At 75.8% G+C, this 17903-nt stretch carries 18 protein-coding genes and 1 riboswitch; of the genes, 3 read left to right on the top strand and 15 right to left on the bottom strand.

The genetic code is table 11. The annotated features are described in order from the left end of the window. The coding region (locus B086_RS40955; protein ID WP_018569633.1) for a PP2C family protein-serine/threonine phosphatase at window positions 1–866 on the bottom strand (866 nt) is incomplete at its 3' end. A 282-nt stretch (window positions 867–1148) separates the two neighbouring features. Between B086_RS40955 and B086_RS40950 the strand changes: the two genes are divergently transcribed. Genes B086_RS40950 through B086_RS0127405 form a run of 3 tightly spaced genes read left to right on the top strand, consistent with a single transcriptional unit; the run spans window position 1149 to window position 4857 of the window. Then, window positions 1149–2738, top strand: coding sequence for a MutS-related protein (locus B086_RS40950; RefSeq protein ID WP_018569632.1), 1590 nt, complete (start codon window positions 1149–1151; stop codon window positions 2736–2738). After that, complete coding sequence (locus tag B086_RS40945; RefSeq protein WP_018569631.1) at window positions 2735–4318, top strand: MutS-related protein; 1584 nt, start codon at window positions 2735–2737, stop codon at window positions 4316–4318. Before B086_RS40950 ends, B086_RS40945 begins: the two co-directional genes overlap by 4 nt. After that, window positions 4282–4857 carry a manganese efflux pump MntP family protein gene (locus B086_RS0127405; RefSeq protein WP_018569630.1) on the top strand — a complete coding sequence of 192 codons (576 nt, stop codon included), beginning with the start codon at window positions 4282–4284 and terminating at the stop codon, window positions 4855–4857. Before B086_RS40945 ends, B086_RS0127405 begins: the two co-directional genes overlap by 37 nt. A 34-nt stretch (window positions 4858–4891) precedes the next feature. Here the strand turns inward: B086_RS0127405 and B086_RS40940 are convergent, their stop codons facing one another. From B086_RS40940 to B086_RS43775, 14 genes are all read right to left on the bottom strand, one after another. Continuing rightward, on the bottom strand, window positions 4892–5863 hold the full coding sequence (locus tag B086_RS40940) for a diacylglycerol kinase family protein (RefSeq protein WP_018569629.1): 972 nt from the start codon (window positions 5861–5863) through the stop codon (window positions 4892–4894). 24 nt (window positions 5864–5887) lie between these two features. Then, window positions 5888–6403 (bottom strand): NUDIX hydrolase, encoded by a 516-nt coding sequence (locus B086_RS42095; RefSeq protein WP_018569628.1) that lies wholly within the window; start codon window positions 6401–6403, stop codon window positions 5888–5890. A gap of 30 nt (window positions 6404–6433) precedes the next feature. Further along, a riboswitch (Fluoride riboswitch) is annotated at window positions 6434–6497 on the bottom strand. An 81-nt stretch (window positions 6498–6578) separates the two neighbouring features. Continuing rightward, a complete protein-coding gene (locus B086_RS0127390; protein ID WP_026252825.1) occupies window positions 6579–7109 on the bottom strand; it encodes a hypothetical protein in 531 nt (176 codons plus the stop codon). Between the two features lie 11 nt (window positions 7110–7120). Continuing rightward, window positions 7121–7405 (bottom strand): DUF211 domain-containing protein, encoded by a 285-nt coding sequence (locus tag B086_RS0127385; protein WP_018569626.1) that lies wholly within the window; start codon window positions 7403–7405, stop codon window positions 7121–7123. Between the two features lie 44 nt (window positions 7406–7449). After that, window positions 7450–7800 carry a DUF190 domain-containing protein gene (locus B086_RS0127380; RefSeq protein WP_018569625.1) on the bottom strand — a complete coding sequence of 117 codons (351 nt, stop codon included), beginning with the start codon at window positions 7798–7800 and terminating at the stop codon, window positions 7450–7452. A gap of 58 nt (window positions 7801–7858) precedes the next feature. Further along, on the bottom strand, window positions 7859–8320 hold the full coding sequence (locus B086_RS0127375) for a universal stress protein (RefSeq protein WP_018569624.1): 462 nt from the start codon (window positions 8318–8320) through the stop codon (window positions 7859–7861). A 52-nt stretch (window positions 8321–8372) separates the two neighbouring features. Continuing rightward, on the bottom strand, window positions 8373–10460 hold the full coding sequence (locus tag B086_RS0127370; protein WP_018569623.1) for a proton-conducting transporter membrane subunit: 2088 nt from the start codon (window positions 10458–10460) through the stop codon (window positions 8373–8375). After that, entirely contained in the window at window positions 10453–11310 is an 858-nt protein-coding gene (locus B086_RS0127365) for a hypothetical protein (RefSeq protein WP_018569622.1), read from the bottom strand. Before B086_RS0127365 ends, B086_RS0127370 begins: the two co-directional genes overlap by 8 nt. Next, complete coding sequence (locus tag B086_RS0127360; RefSeq protein ID WP_063746827.1) at window positions 11307–12851, bottom strand: NADH-quinone oxidoreductase subunit C; 1545 nt, start codon at window positions 12849–12851, stop codon at window positions 11307–11309. Before B086_RS0127360 ends, B086_RS0127365 begins: the two co-directional genes overlap by 4 nt. Further along, window positions 12848–14320: a proton-conducting transporter membrane subunit gene (locus tag B086_RS0127355; RefSeq protein ID WP_018569620.1), complete on the bottom strand. Its 1473-nt coding sequence runs from the start codon at window positions 14318–14320 to the stop codon at window positions 12848–12850. Before B086_RS0127355 ends, B086_RS0127360 begins: the two co-directional genes overlap by 4 nt. Window positions 14321–14339: 19 nt before the next feature. Continuing rightward, window positions 14340–15023 carry a hypothetical protein gene (locus B086_RS0127350; RefSeq protein WP_018569619.1) on the bottom strand — a complete coding sequence of 228 codons (684 nt, stop codon included), beginning with the start codon at window positions 15021–15023 and terminating at the stop codon, window positions 14340–14342. Beyond that, window positions 15023–15985 (bottom strand): respiratory chain complex I subunit 1 family protein, encoded by a 963-nt coding sequence (locus B086_RS0127345; RefSeq protein ID WP_018569618.1) that lies wholly within the window; start codon window positions 15983–15985, stop codon window positions 15023–15025. The genes B086_RS0127350 and B086_RS0127345 overlap by 1 nt, the downstream gene beginning before the upstream one ends. After that, a complete protein-coding gene (locus B086_RS0127340) occupies window positions 15976–16611 on the bottom strand; it encodes a phosphatase PAP2 family protein (protein WP_018569617.1) in 636 nt (211 codons plus the stop codon). The genes B086_RS0127345 and B086_RS0127340 overlap by 10 nt, the downstream gene beginning before the upstream one ends. Further along, window positions 16608–17351, bottom strand: coding sequence for a CoA transferase (locus tag B086_RS43775; RefSeq protein WP_018569616.1), 744 nt, complete (start codon window positions 17349–17351; stop codon window positions 16608–16610). The genes B086_RS0127340 and B086_RS43775 overlap by 4 nt, the downstream gene beginning before the upstream one ends. Window positions 17352–17903: the final 552 nt, after the last annotated feature.

Here is a 17903-nt window from a genome sequence, read left to right as displayed (position 1 = left end):
AGGCGGCTCATCACTCCGGCGGGGTCGTCGCCGCTGTCGTAGGCGAGGGCGCGGAGCATGTTGCGCAGCTGGCCCATGCGGACGGCGGCGGCCAGGTCGTGGCCGACGACGTCGCCGATGGCGAGCACCGCCGAGCCGTCGGGNAGCGGGAAGGCGTCGTACCAGTCCCCGCCGACCTCGGCGCGTTCGCGGGCGGCCACGTAGCGGGCGGCGAGCTGGAGGCGGGCCAGACCGGTCAGGTCGGGCAGCAGCGAGAGCTGGAGCTGCTCGGCGGTGTACTGCTGGAGCGCGTACAGCCGGGCGTTGTCAAGGGCCAGCCCCGCCCGGTGCCCCAGATCCGCCGCCAGCGCCTGCTCCTGCTCGTCGAACACGGCACCCGGCGCACGCCGCACGAACGTCAGCGCGCCGAGCACCTGGCGGCGCACCAGCATGGGCACGATCAGCGCGGTCCCGGCATCCAGCATGCGGTACAGCGCCCACTGGGCGGACTGGAGCGGGTCGGCGGGGTCGGGCAGCCCGAAGTCGGAGACGACGACCGGCCCCGCGCCGCGCAGCACCTTCGCCAGGGCGGCGGACGAGTCGTCCGGACCGGGCAGCAGTCCACCGGGCAGGACCCGCAGCGACCGCTCCGGCTCCCGGTCCGTGATGGCGAGCCGCCGTAGCCGCTCGCCCTCGGCCACGTCGACCACACAGGCGTCCGCCAGATGCGGCACGACCAGCCGGGCCAGGCGGCGCAGCGCCTCCTCCGCGTCCAGGCCCGAGGCCAGCGCCCGGCTCGCCTCGGCCAGCAGCCGCAGCCGGGCCGCCCCCGCGTCCGGCTCGTGCTCCGTGTGCGGCGCCCCAGGCTGCCGTGGATCCCGTTTCATCGCGCTCCTCTCGGCACCCGTCCGAATGTATAGCGTTCCGTAGGCAGGTTTGAACGGTCCGTGAGGATCGAACCCCCGCGGCGGGCACCGCCGACGGCAGGGTTTGCCGCGCGCGCAGCGGGAAACAGTGGGAAGCAGACGTTGTCCCCGGCGCGGTCCGCGCGCCGAGCGGCGGTGGATCCCGCCGTGGCCCCCGGTGCGCCGGAGGCCGAACCGCCGACCAGGCCGATGGTTCCTGCCGTCCGTCCCGGGTGCGCCCGCGCACCGGAGGAAGGCAGGACCATGGCCGCCGACCGCGCCGCTCCCGACCAGACCGACCCGGGAGCCCCGCGCACACCGAGCGTGCTGTTCCCCGAGGGCGCCGCCCGGCCCGGCACGGCGCCGCCCGAGCCGGACTGCTTCCGCGACCTGAACCTGGACCAGCTCGTCGACGCGCTCGAACTGTGCCGTCCCGCCTACGGCCTCGCGCCGTTCTTCCGGGCGCGGCCGGGGGACCTTTGCACGGTCGGCCACCGGCAGGCCGTCTTCCGGGACCTGGCGGAGCTGCCCGCTCTCGCCGACCGGATCGACGGCTTCGGCGAGCGGATGCGCGAGGTGCGGGACCGGCTCCGGCGCGCCGGTGCGATGCGCCACCGCTACCAGGCGGCGGACTGGTCCCTGGAGGCGGTCCACGCCTACACCGCGGCGTGCACGGGGCTCGCGCGGGACCTGGCCCGCGCCGCACCGCGCTCCCCGGCCCTGCGGGCGATCGCCGCGTACGCCGCTTCCTATGTCGCCTCCGCCGCCTTCACCGCGCTCGCCCGCGACGCGCGCCGCCTCCAGGAACAGCTGGACGACGTCCACTACTGCCTGCTCATCACCCCCGGACGGGTCAGGGTGAGCGCCTACGAGGGGCAGGGGGACTACGGCGCCGAGGTCCTCGCCGACTTCGAGCGGTTCCGGCAGGGGGAGACGAAGGACCACCGGTCCCGCTTCCGCTCGGACGAGGTGATGAACCATGTCGAGGAAGCCGTCCTGGACCGGGTCGCCCTGCTGTACCCGGACGTCTTCGCGGAACTGGAGCGGTTCCGCGAGCGGCACGCGGACTTCCTCGACCCGGGGATCACGGCCTTCGAGCGCGAGATCCAGTTCTATCTGGCCTACCGGGCGTTCACCGCGCCGCTGGAGCGGGCCGGGCTGCCGTTCTGCCTGCCCGAGGTGGCGGCGGGCGCGAAGGGCGACCGGGAGCTCGGCGCGGAGGGGGTGTTCGACCTCGTGCTCGCGGACAAGCTCGTCCGGGAGGGGACCCGGGTGGTGCTCAACGACTTCCGGCTGAGCGGCCCGGAGCGGTTCCTCGTCGTGTCGGGGCCGAACCAGGGCGGCAAGACGACGTTCGCCCGTGCGTTCGGGCAGCTGCACCGACTGGCCGCGCTCGGCTGCCCGGTCCCCGCGCGGCGGGCCCGGCTCCTGCTGTGCGACGGGCTGTTCACCCACTTCGAGCACGGCGAGCGCCTCGACGACCCGGGCGGAAAGCTGTACGACGACCTCCTCCGCGTGCACGCCGTCCTGGAGCGGGCGGCACCGGGCGGCGTCGTCGTCCTCAACGAGGTGTTCACCTCCACCACGCTCGACGACGCCGTGCTGCTCGGCACCCGCACCCTCCGGCAGTTCATCGACCGCGGCCTGATCGGCGTCTGCGTCACCTTCGTCGACGAACTGTCCAGGCTGGGCGAGGCCACCGTGAGCATGGTCGCCGCCGTCGACCCCGCCGACCCGGCCGTGCGTACCTTCCGCATCGCACGCGGCCCCGCCGACGGCCTCTCCCACGCCGTCGCCGTCGCCGAACGCCACGGCCTCACCCACGACCGCCTGCGCGCCAGGATCCGGCCGTGAGGGCGCGGCTCCTGCACCGCGACCGCGACCCGGCCTGGGACACCGCGCCCGGCCCGCAGGAGGACGACCTGACGCGGGACCTGGACCTCGGGACGCTGTACGCGGCGATGGCCGACGGCGACGCCTTCCTGTACGAATGCGCCCGCCGGGTCATGATGTCCCCGCTCACCGACCCCGAGGAGATCCGCTACCGGCAGGACGTCCTGGCCGACTGCCTGCGGCAGCCGGAGACGGTCCGCGAGCTGTACGCCCTGGCCACCGAGGCCCTGGCCCGCGAGAAGCGCGTCCTCGGCAGCTTCGTACGCTCCCCGGAGGCGTCCCTCGCCCGCTCGCTGGACGTCCTCGCGCTGTTCCTCGGACTCCTCCAGCGGCTGCGGCACCTGGCCGACACGCATGCCGGGGAGTTCCGCTCCGCCGGGTTCCGCCGGTTCTTCGCCATGCTGGCCGCCGAACTCGACGACGACTGCCTCACCCGGCTGCGCGGCCACGCCGAGCGGCTGCGCTTCCGCGGCGGTGTCCTGGTCAGCGCCCGGCCGACCCGCGGCTGCCGGGGCGCGGGGTACGTGCTGCGCGAACCGCCGCACAAGCGCGGCTGGCGCGACCTGTTCACCTCCTCCGGACCCCCGGCGTACACGTACCACCTGCCCGAACGCGACGAAGCCGGGGCCAGGGCGCTCGGCGAGCTGCGCGGGCGCGGCCTCGACCTCGCCGCCGACGCGCTGGCCCGCTCCTGCGACCACATCCTGGCCTTCTTCACCGCGCTCCGCCGCGAACTGGGCTTCTGCACCGGCTGCCTCAACCTGCGCGCGGCGCTCGCCGCCCGGGGCGCACCGGTGTGCCGCCCCGATCCCGCGCCCCCGGGCACACCGGTCCTCACCTGCCGCGGCCTGTACGACGTGTGCCTCGCGCTGCGCGGCCCCGGCCCCGTCGTCGGCAGCGACGTGGCCGCGGACGGGGCCCGGCTGCTGGTGGTCACGGGGGCCAACGAGGGCGGCAAGTCCACCTTCCTGCGCGCCGTGGGACTGGCCCATCTCATGGCGCAGAGCGGCATGTTCGCCGCCGCCGTCTCCTTCGCCGCCGACCCGCGCGACCAGGTGTTCACCCACTTCCGGCGGGAGGAGGACCCGGACCTGGTCAGCGGCAAACTGGACGAGGAGCTGGCACGGATGAGCGGCATCGCCGACCGCCTCACCGCGCGCGGCCTCGTCCTGTTCAACGAGTCGTTCGCCGCCACCGACGAGCGGGAGGGCGCGGAGATCAACCGGCAGATCCTTGGCGCCCTGACCGAGGCGGGGGTGAAGGCGGTGTGCGTCACCCACCTCTACGAGCTGTCCCACGGCCTGTACACACACCGCCCGGACGGCCCCCGCACCGTGTTCCTGCGCGCCGAGCGCACCCCCGACGGCCGCCGCACCCACCGGCTGGTCGAGGGCCCGCCCGAACCCACCGCCCACGGCGCCGATCTGTACGCGCGCGTCTTCGGCGAGCGGCCGACGGCTCCGGTGGGCGCGGCACACCTCGACGAGCGCGGAACGGGACGCCCATGGACTGGCTGCGCACCGCGGTCACGGCCGATCTGATCGGCCTGGCGGCCAACTTCGACAACTGGGGAGTGGGCCTCGCCTACGGCGTCGCCGGGATCAGGTTCCCGCACCGGATCAACGCGCTCGTCAACACGGTCGGCCTCGGCAGTGTCCTGCTGGGCGCGTACGGCGGAGACCTCGTCTCCCGCCGGGTGCCACCGGCCGTCGCCGGCCTGGTCGCGTGCGGGGTGCTCGTGTCGGTGGCGCTCCTCTACCTGTACCAGATGTACGTACGGCCCCGCCGCGCCCACCGCACCGCGCCGCCGGTGTCCGCACCCCCCGGCCCGCGCCAGGGCCTGCTGCTCGGCGTCGGCCTGTCGTTCACCAATGTCGCCAACGGCTTCGGGGCCACGGTCTCGGCGGCGGTCCCGCTGTGGGGCGTCGCCGCGGCCGTCACGTTCTGGGGCTACGCGATGATCTGGCTCGGCAACAGACTGGGGACCGGGGTGGCCGCCAGGGTCGTCGGCGCCTGGTCGCCCGCCGTCGCCGCCGCCGTGCTGATCGGTGTCGGGGTGCACGAGGCGACCGGGGCATAGCCCCGCTCCGGGCCCGCGCCGCCCGGCCCCACGGTCACTCCGCGGGCACCGGGCGGTACAGCAGCAGGGCGGCGGGCGCCGCCGTCAGGGTCAGCGTGTCGGGAGCGGTGGCCGTCTCGCCGTCGTAGGCGTAGGTCAGACCGCGCAGCCCGGCCAGCCACAGCCGGGGCACGACGTGCTGTTTGGGAAGGACGAGCGCGTGCGGTGCGTCGACCGCCTCGGCCAGCAGGGCCACCAGCCGGCCGTGCCGCTGCCCGGCGTCCGCGTCGAGCAGCCGCACGTCGAGCAGGCCGTCCGACAGCCGCTCGCGCGTCGGCAGGGCGTGCAGGGAGTGCTGCCGGTACACGCCGTTTCCCGCGAAGAGGAGCCAGAGGCGGCGTGGCGTGCCGTCCAGGCGCAGCGTGAAGGGCCGGGCGGTGCCGCTGGCCAGGGGCAGCGCCAGCGCCGTGGCGGCCCGCCGTCCGCAGCGGCGGCGGACCAGTTCCCGCAAGCGGACCAGATCGGCGTAGGCACCCAGGGCGAAGGTGTTCAGGAACACCCGGGGCGGCCGGTGGGGGCCCGGCGTGCCGATCAGGGCCACATCGACGGCCGCTCCCCGGCCCTCCTGCACGGCGGCGGCCGCCACGGAGACGGAACGCAGCCCGGCCGCGCCGGCGAAGTGGTCGAGCGCGCCGCCGGGGAAGACGGCGAGCGGGAGGCCGTGGCGCAGCGCGGCGCGGGCCGCTGCGTTGGCCGAGCCGTCACCGCCGACCACCCCCAGCGCCCCGCCCGCCTCGGCCGCCGACCGGGCGGCCGCCTCCAGGGCGGCGGGCAGGCCGTCAGGGGAGCGGACGGTGACCGGGCGGGCCCGGGGCAGCAGGCTCCGCAGCTCGGCGAGGGCGCGCTCCGCGCCGGTCGCGGCCGGGTTGGCCACCACCCGCAGTCCGGCCCCGCCGGGCAGCGGCCGTACGCGGGACGGGTCCGCGCGTCCCGTCGGCGCCGGACGGCCCCGCCGCTCCGCGGCCATGGCGCGCTCAGCCCCGTCCGGGCGTCACCGGGAGCGGAACGGGGGGAGCAGGGGCAGCGCCGACAGGGCGCGGGTGACCCGCGTGCCGTTCTGCGGGCGCCACAGGTTGCCCAGGTAGGGCGCGTACCGGCGCCCGCCCCGGTGGAAGAGACCCGGCAGATGGCCCGCCAGCGGCGGCTTCATGTCGAGATCGCGCAGCCGGGGGAACGCCACGAACTCGGCCGTCATGCCCTCCTCCCGGGAGGCGGGCGTCTGGCCGGGCGCGCGGCCCGCGGTGAACACCAGGTCCACGGTCCGCCGCCCGGTGTCCGGATCGACGGCCTCCAGGACGAACGCGACCCGGGCCGGTTCCACCGCGAGGCCGGTCTCCTCGCGGGTCTCGCGGCGGGCGCAGGCCACCATGCTCTCGCCCGCGCGGGGGGTGCCGCCGGGCAGCACCCAGTCGTCCGCGCCCCGCGCGGTGCGGTGGACGAGCAGCACCGACTCGCCCCGGAAGACGACGGCGGAGCAGCGCAGCAGGACATCGTCGGGCATCCTCATGCCGATCTCCTCGCAGATGATGTGCGGGTGTTACCGGTAGAGGCCATCAGCAGGAGGTCCTGCGGTTGTGGCGAGCCCCATCGCCATGGCGACGCCCTCCCATTGTGGCGTACGTCCCCGGTCCGTCCGCAAGTCCTCCGCGCGGCCCGGCGGACCCCGCGCGCGGCCCGGCCGGTCACGCGATGCGCAGCCGGATGCCGACCCAGGTGGTCGCGACGCCGCCCGCCGCCATGGCCAGCGCCCACAGGACGGGGCGGGCGGTCAGGAGGCGGGCGAGTGCGGCGCCGAGGACGGACAGGGCGAGGACGGCGAGGGCCACGACGATCCACGGCGGGCCGGGCAGGACCGCGCCCAGCGCGAGCGGCAGCGCGGCCCCGGCGAAGCTGGCCGCACAGGCGACGAGCGCGGCCCGCCAGGACCGCAGCAGGGCGAGCCGCCCCAGGTGCGTGGTGGCCATCTTCCGGCCGTGGCCGAGGCTGAGCTGCCGGGTGATGTGCGCGAGATGGGCCCGGCGTTCGGCGTAGTCGGCCACCATGACGGTGAAGGCGGAGGTGACCAGCGCGGCACAGCCGACCCGCACCGCCAGGCTCCAGCTGACCGGGGTGCCGGACCCGGTGAGGGAGGCGGAGGCGAGGGTGAGGGCGTTGAGCAGGCCGTCGGTGATCCCGAGGACGAGGGGGAGCCGGACGGTCTCGGCGGCCCTCATGACGGAGACGGTCATCTCTTGCGGGGGGTCCGGTCGAGTGTGTAGGCGCCCGCGACCACCTCGTCGGTGCTGTGCACGACGGCACCGGCGTGCTCGATGGCCCGCTGGATGGCCGGCAGGTCCAGGTCGTCGCCCTCGATGGTGACGTCGGTCCCGATGGTCTCGACGTCGATCTCGGTCACGGAGATGTTGACGGCCTGGACGCCCGGCACGTTCTCGATCTTCTGCGCCAGATGGGTGAGGCTCGGCTCGCTGATGGCCATGTCCACATCGAGGACCAGCCGGCGGATCGGCATGAGCGGTGTCCTTGTCGAAGTGCCTGCGTGTCCTGTCGGTGTGCCTACGCGCCGGGACGGTCGTCCGGGGTGAAGCGGACCAGTTCGCATTCCTCCAGGATGGCCGCCCCTTCGGAGACGATCCCGTCGAGCTCCGGCAAGAACGCCCGTACCTTCTCCGGGGAGTCGGCGAAGACGACCGCCATGGGCAGGTCCTCGCTCAGGGACAGGATGCGTTGGGTGTGGATGCGGGAGTGGGCGCCATAGCCCTCGACACCGCGGAAGACGCTGGCCCCGGCGATGCCCGCCTTGTGCGCGCGGTGCACGATCTCGGTGGCCAGGGGCTTGTGGTGCACGGTGTCGTTCTCGCCCACGAGGACGGTGACCTTCAGTCCGGGGCGGGTGTGCCTGCTCATGCGCGGTTGCTCCGTTCGGTTGACGTACTGCTCGTGGGTTCCTGGTGCGGGGGCGTTCTCACCCGGTGTCCTCGGGGGTCGCCGCGGCGGGGACCACGAGCACGGGCAGGGCGGCCCGCTCGGTCACCCGCCGCACCACGTCGCCCAGCGGCCGGGCCCGCAGATGGCTGTCCGCGCCGTGGCGGCCCAGGACGATCAGGTCGCATCCGTGCTCGGCGGCGCTCGCGAGGAGGTCGGCGGCGATGTCCGTGCCGGTGCCCCAGTCCAGGCGGAGCTGCCCGGCGAAGGGCGGCAGCGCCTGCCACGCCCGGTCGAAGCGCTCCTGCGCCCAGGCGCGCTGGGCGCCGAGGTCGCGGGTGCGCTCACCGCCGGTCTCGGTGTGCTCGGACGGTACGAGCACGGCGCGCACCAGGACGCCGCCCCGATCACCGGCCAGGGCGACCGCGGCCGCCAGCGCCGCGCGGGCGGCGGGCGAGGCGTCCCAGCCGACGAGGATCCTGTGGAACGGTGACGCGGTCATCGGCCTCCTCCTTCACCAGGACGGCTCGCGGGCACGGCCGCCGCCGGGCCGCTCATGACAGGGCCGCCACAAGCGCCAGGGCGCCGACCAGGGCGATCAGCATGTAGGTCAGATAGGCGTCCAGGCGGCCGCACTGGAGGCGTTTGGCCGCGGCCACCAGCGCGCGCAGCGGACGGTAGAACGGCTGGTACAGATACACCTCGACGACCTCCACCACGTCGGACGCGTAGTCGAGGGTGCCTCCGGTCGCCGCCGTGCGCACCGGCCCGGCACCCTCCGGTCCCGGTTCCGGTCGCGCCGGTCCCGGTTCCGGTGGTTCCCCGCTGCCCGGCGGTGCGGCCCCGGCGGGGACGGCGCGGGTCCGGGTGCGCAGCACGGCGCCCAGGACACGCCGGGTCGGGTTGGCGTACCCGAAGGGGGTGTACCGGTCGTCGCCGTGCACACCGCCGCTCGCCGAACGCCACGCCGGGACCCGCCGCACCCGCAGGGCCCCGCCGCGCGAGGCCGCCACCAGCAGCACCAGGACGCCCGCGCACAGCACCGGCATCACCACCCACAGCCAGCTCGGGGAGAGGCTGGAGAACCCGGCGAAGACGGGCTGCACGACCCAGGGCGACACCAGCGCGCCCGCGCTGACCTCCCGCGGCACCAGCGGTGCCAGACCCGCGCCGAGCACCCGCAGCTGAAGCGGGGTCAGGGCGGCGGCCAGGCCGCCCAGGGCCAGCAGCAGGACGCCCGCGCGCCCCGCGGCCCCCAGGTCCGCCCGGCACGGGGCGCGGCGGGCCGGACGGTCGTCCCGGGGGCCGAGGACGACCATGCCGACGATCCGGACGAAGGTGACCGAGGCGAAACCCGCGGTCAGCGCGATCAGGGCGCCCGCCACCGCGAGGGCGAGCCCGTAGGGGAAGGCGGAGTACCGGAACTGCTGCATCAGGCTCTCCAGCAGGAACCACTCCGAGACGAAGCCCGCGGTGGGCGGCAGCCCGGCGAGGGTGACGGCACCGGCGGCGAGCCCGCCGGCCGCCCACGGCAGCCGGCGCGCGGTGCCGCGCAGCCGTTCGAGGTCGCCGGTCCCGGCGTCCGCTTCGAGGGCCGCGGCCCCGGCGAAGAGCAGTGTCTTGGCGACCGCGTGCGCGATCGTCTGGAGCGTGGCGGCGATCAGCCCGGCGGCGGTGAGCCGCTCGCTGCCCGTGAGCGCGCCGACGAGCGCGACGGCGTACCCGGTGCAGATCAGGCCCGCGTTCTCGATGCTGGAGCAGGCGATGACCCGCTCCAGCCGGGCCTGCACGGCCGCGTGGGCGATGCCGAGGAACGCGGTCAGCGCGGCCAGCAGGAGCAGGGTGACGGCGAGCCAGGCGGGCGGCGGACCCAGCAGCGCGAAGGTGCGCCACAGCCCGTAGAAGCCCGCGTTGACGGCGACACCGGCCAGCACCGGACGCAGTCCCGCGGGCGTGGCGGCGTAACCGCGCGGCAGCCACACCTGCACGGGAGCCAGCCCGGTCTTCACGGCGAAGGCCAGCACGAGCAGCGCCCAGGTGGCCGAACGCGCGGCGCCCGCGGGCAGTTCGGCGAGCCCGGCCAGGGAGAAGTCTCCGGTGCGGGCGGTGCCGGTCAGCAGACCGAGCAGCAGCGCGGCACCGGACACCTTGCCGAAGCCGAACGTCGCCACGGCCGGACCGATGCGGCGGTGCCCGGCGGCGGTCAGCAGATAGAAGCCGAGGGTGATGCCCTCCCAGGCCATGACGAACAGGAAGACGTTGTCCGCGCTCTCCACCACGGCCACGGAGGCGAGCACCAGGGCGTGGTACGCGGCCGGCCCCCGGCCGGGCCGCCGCGCGGACGCCCAGCCCGCCGCGGTGAGACCGGCGGCGACGGCGACGGCGAAGGTCAGCAGCCAGAACAGGCCCGAAAGGGCGTCGACGCGCAGGGCGGCCGCGCCGAACCCGAGGGTGTCGCCGAGGTCCAGGCGCGGGGCGTGCCCCGGGCGGCCCAGAGCGACGGCGCCCACCGCGGCCAGGCAGCCGCTGCCCGCCGCGCCCAGCAGATACGGCACGGCGTACGGTGCCCGCCGCCCCGGCAGGACGTCGACGAGGGCGGCCGCGGCGAACAGCAGCAGACCGGCCGCGATCAGCTCACTCACCCCGGCCTCCCTCCGCCGTCCCGCCGTCCGCCGTCTCGCCGACCGGCGGCTTTCGGTCCGGCGGCTTCCGGCCCGCGCCGTCGAGCCGGCCGGTGGCCAGCAGCAGCGCCTGGAGCAGCGAGAACGGGCTCGGCGGCGATCCGGGCACCCAGATGTCGACGTCCAGCAGGCCGCCGATGCCCGAGTGCGTCGCGTAGGTCCCGGCCCACATGCCGCCGCTGCACGCGTCGGTGCCGGCGGCGATCACCACGACGGGCCGCGCGGTCGCCTCGTAGGTGCGCCGCAGCGGCGCGGCCATGCCCCGGGCGCCCGCCCCGGTCACGATCAGCACGTCGGCGTGGCGCGGACTGGCCGTCAGGAACATGCCCAGCCGGTGGATGTCGTAGACCGGATTGACCAGGGCGGCGATCTCCCATTCGTCGCTGCCGTCGGAACCGGCGTCCACGTGCCGGATGTGCAGGGAGCGGCGGAAGCGCGCGGTCCGCGCCGCGAGCCGGGCCCGCAGGGCGGCGACGGCCGCCTCGTCCTCCACGGCCCCGGGCACCACGAGCGCCGCTCGCGCGACGGCGGCCGTCGCGGCGCCGGACGCCGGCGCGAACACGTCGGGGCGGTCCCGGACACAGCGTCGGCAGAGCACACAGCGCCCCCGGTCCAGCCGGGGCGTGCCGTCGGGCGCGGCGTCCAGCGCGCCGGTCGGACAGAGCCCGCCCAGCTCGGCGCGGGTGACGCGGGGCGCGGTGGGCCGCACGGTCACGGCGGCGGGGAAGTCCCGCTCGTACGGGTCGGTCCCGCGGGGGTAGCGCGTGGTGACGACCCCCTCCCGCAGCCCGCGCACGAACCAGGGCGTCACAGCGCCACCCCCGCGATCGAGAGACCGAAGCTCGCCTCGATGAACGGGAAGTCGGTCAGGACGTCCCCGGCGAACACCTCGTGGAACAGCACGAGGTTGTGGAAGGAGGCCGACCGCGGCACACAGCGGCTGATCCGGCCCTCCCGCAGCCGCAGCAGGTAGAGCGTCTCGCCCTGCGGCGCCTCGGCCGAGCCCACCGCGAACCCGCTCGGCGCGTCCGGGACCGGGACGCGCAGGGCCGCGTCGCAGTCGAGGGCGCGCAGCTCGCCGCTGGTCTGGTGCAGCAGCTCGAAGGACCGGGTGAGCTCCGCCCCGCGGACCAGGGTGCGGGCCATGACGTCGCCCTCGGCGAAGTCGGGCGGCGCGCCGAGCCCCAGGGACGGATAGGCGTCGTACGGGCGTTCGTAGCGGACGTCGGGGCCTGCTCCCGAGGCCCGGCCGAGCGGTCCGAGCGCGCCGTGCGCGCGGGCGACGGCCGGCGGCAGCGGGCCGGTGCCGCGCAGCCGGTCGAGGAAGGAAGGGGTGTGCAGGGCGGCACGCCAGTCGGCCCGCACGGCGTCCCGCAGTGCGGCGAGCGCGCCGTCGAGAGCGGCCGGGGACAGGCACGGCAGACCGCTGACACCGCCGGGCACGACCGCGCCCCGCCCGAAGCGGCTCCCGCACAGCCGGCCGGTCAGCCGCAGGACGCGTTCCTTGTGCAGGGCGAACCGGGCGGTGGCGACGGCGAGTCCGGCGGCGTCGGTGAGTTTGACCATGACGTCGAGATGGTTGGCGACCCGCTCCAGCTCGGCGTAGAGCACCCGGACCAGACGGGCCGCCCACGGGACCGTGAGACCGGCGCACCGCTCGACGGCGTGGCAGAACGCGAGGGCGTGCGCGACCGAGGCGACGCCCTCGACGCGCTCGGCGGCCGCCACGCCGTCCTCGACGGTGCGGCCCTCGAAGCGTTTGGAGACGCCGCGGTGCTTGTGGAACACCCGGATCTGGACCCGCGGGATGTCCTCGCCCGGGGTCTCCACCAGGTACTCGACGGACTCCACGACACCGGAGCGGACCGGGCCGTGCGGGATGGTGAACACGCCCGGTCCGATGACCGCGCGCGGGAGCGCCGCCTCGTCGGGCACGAGCGGGCCCGGGGCGCGCGCGGTCCCGGGCAGCGGAGTCCGGCCGGGTTCCTGGAGCGGCAGCAGCAGCGGGTCGAGCCGCGGATGGCCCTCGGGGACGACGCCGAACAGGTCGTGCAGGGCCCGCTCGTACCAGAACGCGGCCGGGAGCCACGGGCTCAGCGACGGATACGACAGGCGCCCCGGCGGCAGGACCGTCTCCAGCACCAGCGGCTCGGCACCGGTGTGCGGGAACAGCACGGCGAGCAGCCGTACCGAGCCGTCCGCCCCGCCGGTGCCGAACAGGCCCGCGAACCGTGCTCCGGGCCGCCCCTCGCCCGCCGCCGTGCTCCGCAGCACCCGGCCCCAGGCGGCGGTGCTCAGCCGCCGCACGCCGCTGTCCGGTGCCGGTGGCGGTGCCGGTGCCGGTGCGCTCATGACGCGCCTCCCAGTTCCGCCGCGCCCCGGGCCAGCAGCGCGGCCAGCGCGTCGGGCGGATGCACGCCCAGGACCACCAGCGCCACCAGGCCCGCCGCCACCGGCACCACCATCCACACACTGCGCGCGCCCGGCTCCCCGGCTCCCGGCACGCCGTCCGCGGGGGCCGGGGTGAGCACGACCTGGGTGGCGGCGATCGCCAGGCCGAGGAAGGCCAGTGTCACCAGGACCACGAGCACCGCCGCCACCCCGTGGTGCCCCGACTCCAGGCCGCCCGCCACGATCTGGAACTCGCTGCGGAAGATCCCGGACGGCGGCAGCGCGGACAGCGCCAGGACCGTGGCCAGGAACATCGGACCCGACCAGGGCAGCACCCGGGCGGCGCCGCGCAGCCGGCGGATCTCCTTGGTGCGGTACGCGCGCACCAGCGCACCCGCGCCCATGAAGGCGTTGCCCTTCGCCGCCGCGTGCGCCAGGACGTGCAGCAGCACCCCGGCCAGCGCGATCGGCGCGCCGAAACCGACACCGACGGTGAGGATCCCCATGTGCTCGACGCTGGAGTACGCGAGCAGGCGCTTGATGTCGTGCTGGTCCAGGACGTACAGGGCGGCCAGCAGCAGCGAGGCGATGCCGAACACCAGCAGGACGGTGCGCGGGAAGTGCGGGCCGAGCGAGCCCGCGGCCACCTGGTGGTAGCGCAGGACGGCGTAGAAGCTGACGGCGAGCAGGGAGCCGGAGAGCATCGCGGAGACGGTGCTCGGCGCCTCGGCGTGCGCGTCGGGCAGCCAGGTGTGCACCGGCACCAGCCCCGCCTTGGTCCCGAATCCCAGCACGGCCAGCACGAACGAGAGCCGCACCGCGGTGTGCGGCAGGCGCGGCGCCGCCTCCAGCAGCGGGGCGAACCCCAGGTCGTAGGTCTGCCCGAGCACCCGGGAGCCCGCGTAGTACATGAAGATCGTGGCGAGCAGCGCGATGCCCAGCCCCGCCGAGGCGAGCAGCACGTACTTCCACGCCGCCTCGGTGGCGCCCTCGGTGTTCTCCACGGCCACCAGCAGGGCCGAGACGACGGTGGTCACCTCGACGGCCACCCACAGCAGGGCCAGCCCGTCGACCAGCGGCGCGCACAGCATCGACCAGGCGAACAGGTTGAGGCCGACGTAGAAGCGGCGCGCGTAGCGGGGGAAGTCGCGGCTGTGCTCGTCGTGCCGCAGATAGCCGACGCTGTGCGCGGCGCAGCAGGCGTAGACGAACGCGGTCGCCAGCACGAACACGGTCGACAGGGCGTCGGCGCGCAGGATGCCGGTGTGCAGGGCGGGCCGGCCGCCCCGGGGCACGAGGGCGCAGGCGAGCACGAAGCAGGCCGCGCCCGAGGCCACGGTCAGGCACTGCGTCAGGCGCACGGGCGCCGTCAGGGCGGCCGCCGCCGGGAGCAGCGGCAGCAGGGCCAGCAGGGTCAGTACGGCGGTCACGGGCTCTCCTCGCCTCCCCTCAGCCCTGGAGCGAGGTCAGGGACTCGGTGGACAGGGACGCGGTGCGGTGGTGGTGCACGCGCATCAGCACGCCGAACACCACGACGGCCACCAGCAGGTCGAACAGGAACGCCACCTCGATGATGAGCGGCATCCCGGCGGCCACCACCAGCGAGGCGAGCGAGACGCCGTTCTCCAGCGAGTAGAAGCCGACCGCCTGCGAGACGACGTCGCGCCGCACGATCATCAGGACGAAGGCGACCAGCACGACGGACACCGACAGACCGAGCGCGGCGGGCGGCAGGAATCGGCTGCGCAGATCGAGCGAGCCGACCGCGAAGAACCCGAACCCGGCGAGCGCGAGCGACAGCAGGGTGGCGGCGGCCACCCCGATCGCGCCGGACCCGGCGATCTCCACCCGGGCGTCGCGCAGCAGCCGGCCGATCAGCCACGGCACCGCGACGACCTTCAGCAGCAGCGACACCACGGCCAGCGCGTACAGCTCGGGCAGGTCGCGCGCGGCGGCCACGATCACCGCGAGCACCGACACCAGAAAGGACTGCACCGCGTACAGACGCACCTGGGAGCGGGACAGGGAGGCCCGCAGCATGGCGAACTCGGTCAGCAGGAGCAGCACCGCGATGGTGTTGGTGGCGCCCTCGAAGGTGGTGGGCGCGGTGCCGGCGGCGAGCGGGGGAGTCATCAGCCGCCTCCCAGATAGAGGGTGAACACCGCGAGGACGGCGAGCAGGAACGCGGCCGCGACGAACTCACTGATCTTGAAGAGGCGCAGTTTGGCGAAGCTGTTGTCGATGACGGCCACCACACAGCCGAGCAGCGCCGTCTTGCCGATCAGGGCGCCGACCGCCAGGACCACCGAGAGCACGCCGGTGGTGGAGGACAGCCCCCAGGGCGCCAGGAAGACATCGAGGAGGATGGTGCAGAGGATCAGCTGCTTCATCGCCGAGCCCCACTTCAGCAGCGCCAGGTGGGGCCCCGAGTGCTCGAAGGCGCGCGCCTCCTCGATCATCCCGAACTCGTTGGTCCCGGTGTGCGTCTCGACCGGGATGCGGGCCGTCTCGTAGAGGATCACCAGGAACAGCGCCGCGGAGGCCAGCAGATGCGCCGGGCGGATCACCTGGTCGCCCGAGGAACGCACGGCGGCGGCCTGCGCGTACGGCAGGTCGGTCGCCGTGATCATGGCGACGGTGAACACCACGAAGAGCATCACCGGCTCGGTGATCGCCCCGAACGTCTTGGACCGGCTCGCCCCCAGCTGGGCGTACGGGCTGCCGCTCTCGGCCGCCGCGACGGCCACCGAGAAGCTCGCCAGCGCCAGCAGGAAGCTGCCGCCGATGATGTCGCCCGCGTAGCCCAGCGGCAGCCCGAACGTGGTCAGGACCGGGATGAGCAGCGGCACCGTCAGATAGCAGCACATCGCCACGACCGGGGCGGCCAGGAAGAACCGGCTCGCCCCGTACGGCGCCAGCGACTCCTTGCCGAACAGCTTCACCAGATCGTGGTACGGCTGCGACACGCGCGGCCCGCGCCGTCCCTGGAGCCGCGCCTCGACCTTCGCGATCCACCCGGACAGCCCGGGAGCGGCGACCAGCACCGTCAGCGGCTGGAGCGCCTGCACCAGGTACGGCGAGAGGGTCACCGCCACGGCGGCCCCCAGGCGCCCGGCCCCGGACGGCGCGTACGGAGCCGGGCCCGGTCCGCCCGCTGAGCGCGGCGGGCGAGGTCCGCGAGGGCCAGGCAGGTCCGGCCGAACAGCCAGCCGCCCAGCACGTCGGCGGGCCGGTGCGCGCGCAGCGCCAGCCGGGCCGCCGCGACGGCGCAGCAGATCCCCGTCGCCGCGCGGCGGTCCTCCAGCGCCAGCGCCCAGGCGACGAGGGCGGTCATGGTGTGCCGGGACGGGAAACTCGCCCCGTGGACGCGGGTGCGGCGCTCCTCGGCGGGGGGCCGCGGCCGGTCCACGGCCCGGCTCAGGAGCCGTCGGCCGGTCCCGGCGGCGGCGAGCACCGCCGCCGGGGCCAGTCGCCCCCCGGGTCCGCGCCGGTGCGGCGGCAGCGCGCAGCGGACGGCGACGACGGTCCAGGCCACCGGGGCGGAGCCCGCCGCGCCGACGGCCCGCCACGCGCGGACCGCGCGCCCGCCGCGCACCGGCGCGGGCGCCCAGCGGTCCTCCCACCCGGCGAGCCGCTCGTCGCGGACGGCGGCGGTCAGCAGGCCCAGGCACAGCGCGTCCAGGGCCGCCGTGCGCGCGGCGCCGCCGGGCGCGGCGGTCACGGCACCTCTCCCGGGGGCGGTGTCCGGCCGTCGGTGCGCCGGGGGAAGCGGTGGTGACGGCTCGTGGGCACGACGGCCGTGACGTACCGTCCGGGGACGGTCGTCGCGGCCCGGCTCAGGCAGCCGGCGGTGCGCACCACGGCGCACTCGGCGACGGTGGCGGAGGCGGCGGCGTGCGCCATGGCCGCCGACAGCTCGGCGAAGGGGCCGGTCACCGTCAGATTGCCCGCGAGGTCGGCCTCGTCCGCGTAGAGCAGGGCGACGTCGCAGCGCAGCGACGCCTTGTGCGCGAAGGGCAGCGGACCCAGGCGCAGATGCGCGGGCTTGTCCCGGGCCTGGTCCGGGCTGGGTGTCCGGATGGCGGTGTGCACCTCGCCGGGCGAGTAGAAGTCGTCCACGCCCGCCGCTCCCGCCCGCAGGCCCTCCGTCATCTCCTGCACGGTGAGCCATTCGACCGGCACCGGCGCCGTGGGCTCGGTGCCGCCCGCGGCGGGGGACGGGACGGCGACCGTGCAGCCGCTGAACCGCCCGTCGGCCAGGAGCTGCCGGACCCGGGGCGAGTCCAGCGCGGCACGGGCGCACAGGAGGTGCAGACCGCGCGGACCGGGCCCGAGGAGGCGGGCGAGCAGCGACTCGGGCAGGGGCGGACCGCCGAGGGCGAGCGTCGCCCCCTCGGCCAGGCCGGGCAGACCGGCCAGGGCGCGGGCCGGGTTCCGGACGATGTCGCGGGGTGTGGGCATGGCACGGGTCCTCCGCGTCGGCGGGATCCCCGGTCCCGCGGTGGTGCCGCCGCCCGGTGGCCGCCGGGACCACCGGGCGGTCCGCCGCCGGGAGCGGGCGGACAACTGCGGGCAGCGGGCGGACCGCCGCCGGAGGAGCGGGATCCGCGGCCGGGAGCGGGCCGGGCCCGACCGGCGGGGCCGGTCACCGCCGGGCCGCACCCGGCGGGCGCGGAGCGGCCCGGGTGGCGCGGTCTGTGCGGGAGCGTCGGCCATGGTGCTGTCTTCCTCCGGAGTGCGGGCGCACGCGGGACGGACGGGACAGGAACCATTGGCCTCACGGCGGTTCGGTCTCCGGCGCGCCGGAGACCACGGCGGGATCCACCACCGTTCGGCGCGGCGGGCGCGCCTTCTCGGTTCACCGTAACCGCCGGGGCGGCGCCTGTCCGCTCGTGCGGTCCGAACAGGTCAGCCGGGGCTCGCGGCGGGCGGAGCCGGGCAACGGCGGGGTTCCGGCCGGGCGGGGGCTCCGGCCGGAACCGGCCCGCGCTCCCGTCCGCGCCCGCGCCCGTG

This window comes from Streptomyces sp. PsTaAH-124, assembly GCF_000373685.1.
Lineage (GTDB): Bacteria > Actinomycetota > Actinomycetes > Streptomycetales > Streptomycetaceae > Streptomyces > Streptomyces andamanensis.
This window is presented reverse-complemented; position numbering and strand designations above follow the sequence as displayed.